Source organism: Streptomyces sp. NPDC044002 (assembly GCF_056434525.1).
Window position 1 is genome coordinate 1 of sequence record NZ_JBWKEZ010000127.1, and the last position, 9,188, is coordinate 9,188.

Here is a 9,188-nt window from a genome sequence, read left to right on the forward strand (position 1 = left end):
GCCGGCGGGGCTATCTATAGCCTCGCCGGCGTTTGAGGCGCGGGGGTCTGGGGGCGGAGCCCCCAGGAGGGGTCCGGGCGGAGCCCGGGGAACGGGCGAAGGGCGGGTAGGGGACCCGGCACCGCGCAGCGGACAACCACCCGCACCCGACCCCACCGGCCGCGCCTCCGGACGGGCGTCAGGAAGCGACAGAAGGCGACCATCCCGCTCAACCGCGGCCAATCCCGGGCGGAATCGCGCAGACCGGAGGTCATCCACCCCCGCCCGGCTACGGTCCACACATGTCTGACTGTTACTCACATGCGTGGCAGTGCGAGTTATGGCCGGTTGGGCGGAATCCGCTCATGATGCGGCCATGACACGCAACCTGACGCGCCGTCAACTCGGCCTCAACGCCCTCCGCACCGCCGCAGCCCTCGGCATCACCCGCATCGGCCTCAGCGCCGCCCAAGCCGCGGAACCCCCCGCCGCCCCGTACGCGCCCGCCGTCGTCGTCGGCTCCGGCTACGGGTCCGCCGTCGCCGCGCTGCGCCTCGGGCAGGCCGGCGTGCGCACCGTCGTCCTGGAGATGGGGCGGCTGTGGGACACCCCCGGCCCCGACGGCAAGGTGTTCCCCTCCACCTCCGCGCCCGACCAGCGCTCCATGTGGTTCCGCACCCGCACCGAGGCCCCGCTCGCCCAGTTCCTCTGGCTCGACGTGGTCAACCGCGACATCAGCCCCTACCCCGGCGTCCTGGACCGGGTCAACTACGGCGACATGTCCGTCTACGTGGGCCGCGGCGTCGGCGGCGGCTCACTCGTCAACGGCGGCATGGCCCCGACCCCCAGACGCTCCTACTTCACCGAGGTGTTCCCCGGGGTGGACGCCGAGGAGATGTACGGCACCTACTACCCCCGCGCCCGCGCCATGCTCGGCGTCAACGACATCGACCCGGCCTGGTTCGAGTCCACGGAGTGGTACCGCTTCGCCCGGATCTCCAGAAAGCACGCCCAGAACACCGGCCTGAAGACCACCTTCGTGCCCAACGTCTACGACTTCGGGTACATGAAGCGCGAGGCCGCCGGCACCGCCACCCGCTCCGCCCTCGCCGGAGAGGTCATCTACGGCAACAACCACGGCAAGAAGAGCGTCGACAAGACCTACCTCGCCGCCGCCCTCGGCACCGGCAACGTCACCATCGAGACCATGCAGCGGGTGGTCGCCGTACGCCAGGACCCGGCCGGAGGCTACGTCCTGACCGTCCACACCAGCGACCTCGCCGGCCGCGTCACCCAGGTCCGCGAACTCGGCTGCAGGCAGCTGTTCCTGGGCGCCGGCAGCCTCGGCACCACCGAGATCCTGCTGCGCGCCCGCGAGACCGGCGCGCTGCCCGCGCTCAGCGAGAAGGTCGGGCTCGGCTGGGGCCCCAACGGCAACGTCATGACCGCCCGCGCCAACCACCTGTGGGACACGGTCGGCTGCAACCAGGCCACCATGCCCGCCCTCGGCATCGACGACTGGGACAACGCGGCCAACCCGGTCTTCGCGGAGATCGCCCCGCTCCCCATGGGCATCGAGCACTGGATCTCGATGTACCTGGCCATCACCAGGAACCCGGAACGCGGCCGCTTCACCTACGACGCCGCGACCGACTCGGCCCGGCTGAACTGGACCAGGGGCCAGAACGCCCCGGCGGTCGCGGCGGCGAAGAACCTCTTCGACCGGATCAACCGCCGCAACGTCACCATCTACCGCTACGACCTCTTCGGCGACAACAAGGCCTTCGCCGACGACTTCACCTACCACCCGCTGGGCGGCTGCGTCCTCGGCGAGGCCACCGACGCCTACGGGCGGGTCAAGGGCTACCAGGGGCTGTACGTGCTCGACGGGTCGCTCGTACCCGGCTCGCTCGGCGTGAACCCGTTCGTGACGATCACGGCCCTCGCCGAGCGGAACATGGAACGGATCCTCGCCCAGCCCTGACCCGCCGGGCGTTCAGCCCCGGTAGAGGGCGTCGATCTCGTCCGCGAAGTCCTTCGCCACCACGTTGCGCTTCAGCTTCAGCGACGGCGTGATGTGGCCGGACTCCTCCGTGAACTGGGAGCCCAGGATGCGGAACTTCCGCACCGATTCCGCCTTGGACACCGCCGCGTTGCCGTCGTCGACGGCCTTCTGGACGGCGGCGATCAGCTCCGCGTCCTCGCGCAGCTCCGCCGCCGTCACCCCGGCCGGCTTGCCGTTCTCCGCGGCCCACCGGCCGAGGAACTCCTCGTCGATCGTGACCAGCGCGGCCACGAACGGCCGCCCGTCACCGACCACCATGCACTCCGCGACCAGCGCGTGCGCCCGGATCCGGTCCTCGATCACCGCGGGGGCGACGTTCTTGCCGCCGGCCGTGACGATGAGCTCCTTCTTGCGGCCGGTGATCTTGAGGTAGCCGTCCTCGTCGAGGGTGCCGACGTCGCCGGTGTGGAACCAGCCGTCCGTCATCGCCTCGGCGGTGGCCGCCTCGTTCTTCCAGTACTCCTTGAAGACGTGCTCGCCGTGCACCAGCACCTCGCCGTCGTCGGCGATGCGCAGCACGGAGCCGGGCAGCGGCTGGCCGACCGTGCCGATCTTCTGCTTGTCCCACGGCAGGAAGGCGGTGGCCGCGCAGGTCTCCGTCAGGCCGTAGCCCTCCAGGACCGTGAAGCCGATGCCGCGGAAGAAGTGGCCCAGGCGCTCGCCGAGCGGGGCGCCGCCGGAGATCGCGTACTCGCCGCGCCCGCCGAGGACGGCGTGCAGCTTGGAGTAGACGAGCTTCGAGAAGAGCTTGTGCTTCAGCTTCAGGCCGAAGGACGGGCCCGAGGGGGTGTCCAGCGCCCGGCTGTACGCGATCGCCGTGTCGGCGGCCGCGTCGAAGATCTTCCCCTTGCCGTCGGCCTGCGCCTTGGCCCGCGCCGAGTTGTAGACCTTCTCGAAGACGCGCGGCACGCCGAGGATCAGCGTGGGGCGGAAGGACTGCAGCTCGTCGGTGAGGTTCTTGATGTCCGGTACGCAGCCCAGGCGGATCGGCGCCAGCACCGCCGCCACCTCCACCAGGCGGCCGAAGACGTGCGCGGCCGGCAGGAACAGCAGCACGGAGCACTCGCCGGTGCGGAAGAGCGGCTTCAGCCGCTCCACCACGTTGCCGCACTCGGCGAAGAAGTTGCGGTGGGTCAGCACGCAGCCCTTGGGGCGGCCGGTGGTGCCCGAGGTGTAGACGATCGTGGCCGGGTCGTCGGCGACCGCGAGGGCGCTGCGCGCGTCCACCTCGGCGTCGGTGACCTTCGCACCGGCGGCCACCAGGGCCCCCTGGGCGTCCTGGTCGATCTCCCAGACCTCGCGCAGCTCCGGCAGCCGGTCCCGCAGGGAGGCCACGTTCGCGCTGTGCCCGGGGCTCTCCACGATGGCCGCGACGGCCCCGGAGTCGCCGAGGATCCACTGGATCTGCTCGGGGGAGCTGGTCTCGTACACGGGGACGGTGACGCCGCCCGCGGTCCAGATCGCGAAGTCGAACAGCACCCACTCGTAGCGGGTGCGGGAGATCAGGGCGACCCGGTCGCCGGGCTCGATGCCCGACGCGATCAGGCCCTTGGCGGCGGCCCGCACCTCGGCGAGGAACTCGACCGCCGTCACGTCCTGCCACCGGCCGTCGACCTTGCGGCTGATGACGGCGGTGTCTGGGTGCTGGGCGGCGTTGCGGCGGATGAGATCCGTCAGGTTCCCGTCCGACGGGACCTCGTAAAGGGCCGGAAGGCTGAACTCGCGCAAGACTGCTGCTCCTCTGGGCGCCATCGCCACCGTGTGGACCGACCGGACGTTACCCACCGGTAGTGGGTTCCCGATAGAGGGAACCGGCCAGATGTTCCGTGCGTCACATTCTGTACATCGCGATGGGCCGCAAGACCCGCCAATACGCTGCCGACAGTAGTCGACCGTGTTCGCGACTCGGAAGTAACCGCAGGTCCGGCCGCCTGCGACCCTCCCTCTACCCGGCCGGAGCCGGGCCCCCCTAGGGTGAGCGCATGGGTGGCAGGAAGAGTCGTACGCGGGTCCACGTCGTCAGCGACGTACACGGCAACACCGACGCGCTCGCACGCGCCGGAGACGGCGCCGACGCACTCGTCTGCCTCGGCGACCTGGTGCTCTTCCTCGACTACGCCGACCACTCCCGCGGCATCTTCCCCGACCTCTTCGGCGTCGAGAACGCCCACCGCATCGTCGAACTCCGCACCGCCCGCCGCTTCGCGGAAGCGCGTGAATTCGGCCGCCGCCTGTGGGACGGACTCGACAGGGAACGGATGATCGAGGAAGCGGTCCGGCGGCAGTACGCGCAGATGTTCGCCGCCTTCCCCAGCCCGACGTACGCCACGTACGGCAACGTCGACATCCCCGGCCTGTGGAGCGAGTACGCCGGACCCGGCACCACCGTCCTCGACGGCCAGCGCGTGGAGATCGGCGGCCGCGTCTTCGGCTTCGTCGGCGGCGGACTCCCCTCGCCGATGCGCACCCCCTACGAGGTCGACCCCGAGGAATACGCCGCCAAGATCGAAGCCCTCGGCGAGGTCGACGTCCTCTGCTCGCACATCCCGCCCGAGGTCCCCGAACTCTGCTACGACACCGTCGCCCGCCGCTTCGAACGCGGCAGCGAAGCCCTGCTGGCCGCGATCCGCCGCACCCGGCCCCGCTACGCCCTCTTCGGCCACGTCCACCAGCCGCTGGCCCGCCGGGCCCGGATCGGCGCCACCGAGTGCGTGAACGTCGGCCACTTCGCCGCCACCGGAAAGCCCTGGGCCCTGGAGTGGTGACCTCCCTGGAGTGGTGAGCTCCACACGCACGGTAGCCTGCACGCGGCGGCCGCGGGCCGCACACTTCCTCGAATCTCCCCCCGGAGGAGCCACCGCGATGGCGGAACACACCAGCTCAAGCATCACCATCGACGCCTCCCCGGCCGACGTGATGGCCGTGATCGCCGACTTCGCCCGCTACCCGGAGTGGACCGGCGAGGTGAAGGAGGCCGAGGTACTGGCCACCGACGCCGAAGGCCGCGCCGAGAAGGTCCGCCTCCTGCTGGACGCCGGCGCCATCAAGGACGACCACACCCTCGCCTACACCTGGAAGGGCGCCGACGAGGTCAGCTGGACCCTCGACAAGTCCCAGATGCTGCGCCAGCTCGACGGCTCCTACCGCCTCGCCCCGCTGGACGGCGGACGCACCGAGGTCACCTACCAGCTGACCGTGGACGTCAAGATCCCCATGCTGGGCATGATCAAGCGCAAGGCCGAGAAGGTCATCATCGACCGCGCCCTCGCAGGCCTCAAGAAGCGCGTCGAGACCCCCCGCCCCTGACACCCCGGGCCCCCTCCGGGACACCGCGCGCGCGGCGCCCGGAAGGGGCCGCACGGGCGCGGACCGGCGCGCCGACGGCCCGCCCCGGCACCCCCCGACCCGCACCGGAACCACCGGCACAGCAAAGGCACGGCACCACCATGCAGACCCTCCTCGTCACCGGCCCGGGAGGCGCAGGCCGCAGCACCGTCGCGGCCGCCACCGCACTCGCCGCCGCACGCGGGGGACAGCGGGTCCTGCTCCTGTGCGGCCCCGACGCCGACCCCTTCCCCGACCCGGTCCCGGGACTGCGCGTCACCCCCGTCGACTCCGGCCGGGAGTTCCGCACCGAACTCGCCGCCCTCCAGGAACGCGGCGCCTCCCTCATCGGCATGCTCGGCGGCCGGCCCCTCGGCACCGAGGAACTCACCGAACTCCCCGGCGCCGAACAGTTCGCCCTGCTCCGCGCCCTGCGCCGGGCCGCCGCCGCACCCGCCACCGACCTCGTCGTCGTGGACATGCCCCCGCTCCACCAGGCCGTGGCCACCCTCGCCCTCCCCGCCCAGCTCCGCCACTACCTCACCCGGCTGCTCCCCGCCGAACGGCAGGCCGCCCGCGCCCTGCGCCCCGTCCTGGCCCAGCTCGCCGGAGTGCCCATGCCCGCGCAGTGGCTCTACGAGACCGCCGCCCGCTGGGACGAGGAGCTCGCCGCCGTCCAGGCCGTCGTGGAGGCCCCCACCACCCGCATCCGCCTCGTCGCCGAGCCCGGCCCCGCGGCCGACACCGCCCTGCGCGCCGGAATGCTCGGGCTCGCCCTGCACGAGCTGCGCACCGAGTCCCTCGTGGCCAACCGGCTCGTACCGCCGGACGCCGCCGCGGCCCACCCCTGGGCCGCCGGCATCGCCGACCGGCAGCGCACCTGCCTCGACGCGTGGACCGGCCCCGGCCTCCCCGTCCGCGAGCTCGCCCACCTCGGCCGCGACCCCCGCGGCACCGACGACCTGGCCGCCCTCGACGCCGCCCGGAACCTCGCACCCGGCCCCGCCCCCGCACCCGGCCCCGGCTGGACCGTCGAGGACCGGCTCGCCCACGACGGGGTGCTCGTCTGGGCGATCCCGCTGCCCCGCGCCCGCAAGAGCGAGCTCGACCTGATCCGGCGCGGCGACGAACTGCTCGTCGCCGCCGGACCGCACCGCAGGATCGTTCCGCTGCCCTCGGCACTGCGCCGCTGCACCGTCTCCGGCGCCGCCCTCGCCGACGGCGCCCTCCGCGTCCGCTTCACCCCGGACCCGCGGCTGTGGCCGAGGGAGCGCTGAGACCCGTACCGCCGTTCGGGTACCGTCGAAGGAAGACCCACCGCAGCTGCCGCCAGGAGAGTCCGCCATGAGCGAGGCCACCGACCACCCCGACGCCGACGACGCCTGGGCGCGGGCCTGCACCGAGGACCTCGCCGCCGAGAAGGAACGCCGCAGGTCGTCCCGTTCCGGCTCCGCCGGCCCGGGCACCGGAACCGCCGCCGAAGAGCTGTTCAAACTCTTCGAAGCCGTCGCCGACAAGGTCTCCTCCCTCAACAACCCCGCCGTCGGTGCCGTCGGCACCGCCGCCCAGGACGTCGTACGCCAGTTCGTCAACCAGGCCAAGACCGCCGCCAAGCCCGTCATCGAACGCAACCCCGAGGTCTTCGGCCACCTCGCCGCCGCCGGATCCGAACTCCTCGCCGCCTACCGCTCCGCCGTCGAAAACCACGAGCGCCGCTGGACCCACGACGAACCCCCCGCCCCCCGGGGACCCGCCGACAACGGCGACAAGGGCGACGACGGCCCCGGTACGGGCCCGGCCCAGCGAATCGATCTCGACTGAACCTCCGCCGGGCCCGTGTACGGTTGGCCGTGGCGGGGTTTGACCGGAAACCGAGGGACTAATGGGACTCACCATCGGCGTCGACATCGGCGGCACGAAGATCGCGGCCGGCGTGGTCGACGAAGAGGGCACCATCCTGGAGACGTACAAGGTGCCCACCCCGCCGACCGCGGACGGCGTGACGGAGGCGATCTGCGCCGCCGTCTCCGAGGTCAGCAGCAGCCACACCATCGACGCCGTCGGCATCGGCGCCGCCGGATACGTCGACGACAAGCGCGCCACGGTGCTCTTCGCACCGAACATCAACTGGCGGCACGAACCGCTCAAGGACAAGGTCGAACAGCGCATCGGCCTGCCCGTCGTCGTCGAGAACGACGCCAACTGCGCCGCCTGGGGCGAATACCGCTTCGGCGCCGGCCAGGGCCACGAGGACGTCATCTGCATCACCCTCGGCACCGGCCTCGGCGGCGGCATCATCATCGGCAACAAGCTGCGCCGCGGCCGCTTCGGCGTAGCCGCCGAGTTCGGCCACATCCGGGTCGTCCCCGACGGCCTGCTGTGCGGCTGCGGCAGCCAGGGCTGCTGGGAGCAGTACGCCTCCGGCCGCGCCCTCGTCCGCTACGCCAAGCAGCGCGCCAACGCCACCCCCGAGAACGCCGAGATCCTCCTCGGCCTCGGCGACGGCACCGCCGACGGCATCGAGGGCAAGCACATCAGCGAAGCCGCCCGCGCCGGCGACCTCGTCGCCATCGACGCCTTCCGCGAACTCGCCCGCTGGGCCGGCGCCGGCCTCGCCGACCTCGCCTCCCTCTTCGACCCCTCGGCGTTCATCGTCGGCGGCGGCGTCTCCGACGAGGGCGACCTCGTCCTCGACCCGATCCGCAAGTCCTTCAAGCGCTGGCTCGTCGGCGGCGCCTGGCGCCCCCACGCCCAGGTACTCGCCGCACAGCTCGGCGGCAAGGCCGGCCTCGTCGGCGCCGCCGACCTGGCCCGCCAGGGCTGACCCCCCTTTCGCCGCGACTGCCCGCCGTGCCCCCTGTGGGAGCGGCGGGCAGCTGCGTATGTTCGGGGCATGCCGCACACGCTGCACACGCTGCCGAAGTCCGTGACCGAGCCCGACGGCTCGGCCGTCATCCGGGCGCTCAGCTACAACATCCGCTCGCTGCGCGACGACGAGGAAGCCCTCGCCCGGATCATCCGCGCCTGCGCCCCCGACCTGGTCCTCGTACAGGAAGCGCCCCGGTTCTTCCGCTGGCGCAAGCACGCGGCGAGGCTCGCCGCGAAGTCCGACCTCGTGGTGCTCGGCGGGGGAGCGACGGCGGCCGGACCGCTGCTGCTGTGCTCGCTACGGGCCTTCGTGGAGCGCACCGAGGACGTCCTGCTCCCGCGCACCCCCGGCCTGCACCGCCGGGGCTTCGCCACGGCAGTCGTCCGCTTCGGCGCCGCCCGCGTCGGGGTGGTCAGCGCCCACCTCTCACTGGACGCGGCGGAGCGGCGGGCGCAGGCGGAGCTGCTCCTGGACCGGGCCGCCGCCCTGGGCGCGCCGCACGTGATCGCGGCGGCCGACGTCAACGAGGCGGCGGGGGGTCCCGCCTTCGGCCGCCTGTCGGGGGCGCTCCAGGACTGCTGGGCGGTCTCCCCGTGGGGCGAGGGCGACACCTTCCCCTCGGCGGCCCCGAACCGCCGCATCGACGCCGTCTTCGCCTCCCCGGGGGTGGAAGTCCTGGCCTGCGGAGTCCCCGCGGGGCTGCCTGGGGTCACCACCCCCGACCTCCGCGCCGCCACGGACCACCTCCCGGTCCTGGCGGCCCTGCGGGTACCGGCGGGGGCTGGGTGAGCGGGATCCCCACGGACCGGATCAGAGTGGGTTGGGGGCTTCCCGTCAGTCCCATCGTCCTTCCGGTTCGTGCCGGCCTGAAGCTCCTATGGATCGTCAAGTGGTGTGTGGGAGGGGGTTGGCTGTGGTTGGTGGCTGGGTGAGGTGTTTGTAGACCTCGCG

General features: G+C 72.5%; 8 protein-coding genes. 7 read left to right on the forward strand and 1 reads right to left on the reverse strand.

What is annotated here, in order from left to right:
- Positions 1 to 355 precede the first annotated feature (355 nt).
- Positions 356 to 1,963, forward strand: coding sequence for a GMC oxidoreductase (locus tag AC07A6_RS40720; RefSeq protein WP_478780457.1), 1,608 nt, complete (start codon positions 356 to 358; stop codon positions 1,961 to 1,963).
- Between the two features lie 12 nt (positions 1,964 to 1,975).
- Here the strand turns inward: AC07A6_RS40720 and AC07A6_RS40725 are convergent, their stop codons facing one another.
- Positions 1,976 to 3,772, reverse strand: coding sequence for an AMP-dependent synthetase/ligase (locus tag AC07A6_RS40725; RefSeq protein WP_362473145.1), 1,797 nt, complete (start codon positions 3,770 to 3,772; stop codon positions 1,976 to 1,978).
- Positions 3,773 to 4,026: 254 nt separating this feature from the next.
- Between AC07A6_RS40725 and AC07A6_RS40730 the strand changes: the two genes are divergently transcribed.
- From AC07A6_RS40730 to AC07A6_RS40755, 6 genes are all read left to right on the forward strand, one after another.
- Positions 4,027 to 4,809 carry a metallophosphoesterase family protein gene (locus tag AC07A6_RS40730; protein ID WP_478780458.1) on the forward strand — a complete coding sequence of 261 codons (783 nt, stop codon included), beginning with the start codon at positions 4,027 to 4,029 and terminating at the stop codon, positions 4,807 to 4,809.
- Between the two features lie 97 nt (positions 4,810 to 4,906).
- Positions 4,907 to 5,350 (forward strand): SRPBCC family protein, encoded by a 444-nt coding sequence (locus AC07A6_RS40735; protein WP_007263665.1) that lies wholly within the window; start codon positions 4,907 to 4,909, stop codon positions 5,348 to 5,350.
- A gap of 140 nt (positions 5,351 to 5,490) precedes the next feature.
- Positions 5,491 to 6,645: an ArsA family ATPase gene (locus AC07A6_RS40740; RefSeq protein WP_478780459.1), complete on the forward strand. Its 1,155-nt coding sequence runs from the start codon at positions 5,491 to 5,493 to the stop codon at positions 6,643 to 6,645.
- A gap of 67 nt (positions 6,646 to 6,712) precedes the next feature.
- Positions 6,713 to 7,189 carry a DUF5304 domain-containing protein gene (locus AC07A6_RS40745; protein WP_478780460.1) on the forward strand — a complete coding sequence of 159 codons (477 nt, stop codon included), beginning with the start codon at positions 6,713 to 6,715 and terminating at the stop codon, positions 7,187 to 7,189.
- A gap of 61 nt (positions 7,190 to 7,250) precedes the next feature.
- The gene (locus tag AC07A6_RS40750; protein ID WP_362473158.1) at positions 7,251 to 8,192 is read left to right on the forward strand and encodes an ROK family glucokinase; all 942 of its coding nucleotides are present in this window, start codon (positions 7,251 to 7,253) and stop codon (positions 8,190 to 8,192) included.
- 69 nt (positions 8,193 to 8,261) lie between these two features.
- A complete protein-coding gene (locus AC07A6_RS40755; protein WP_478780461.1) occupies positions 8,262 to 9,026 on the forward strand; it encodes an endonuclease/exonuclease/phosphatase family protein in 765 nt (254 codons plus the stop codon).
- Positions 9,027 to 9,188: the final 162 nt, after the last annotated feature.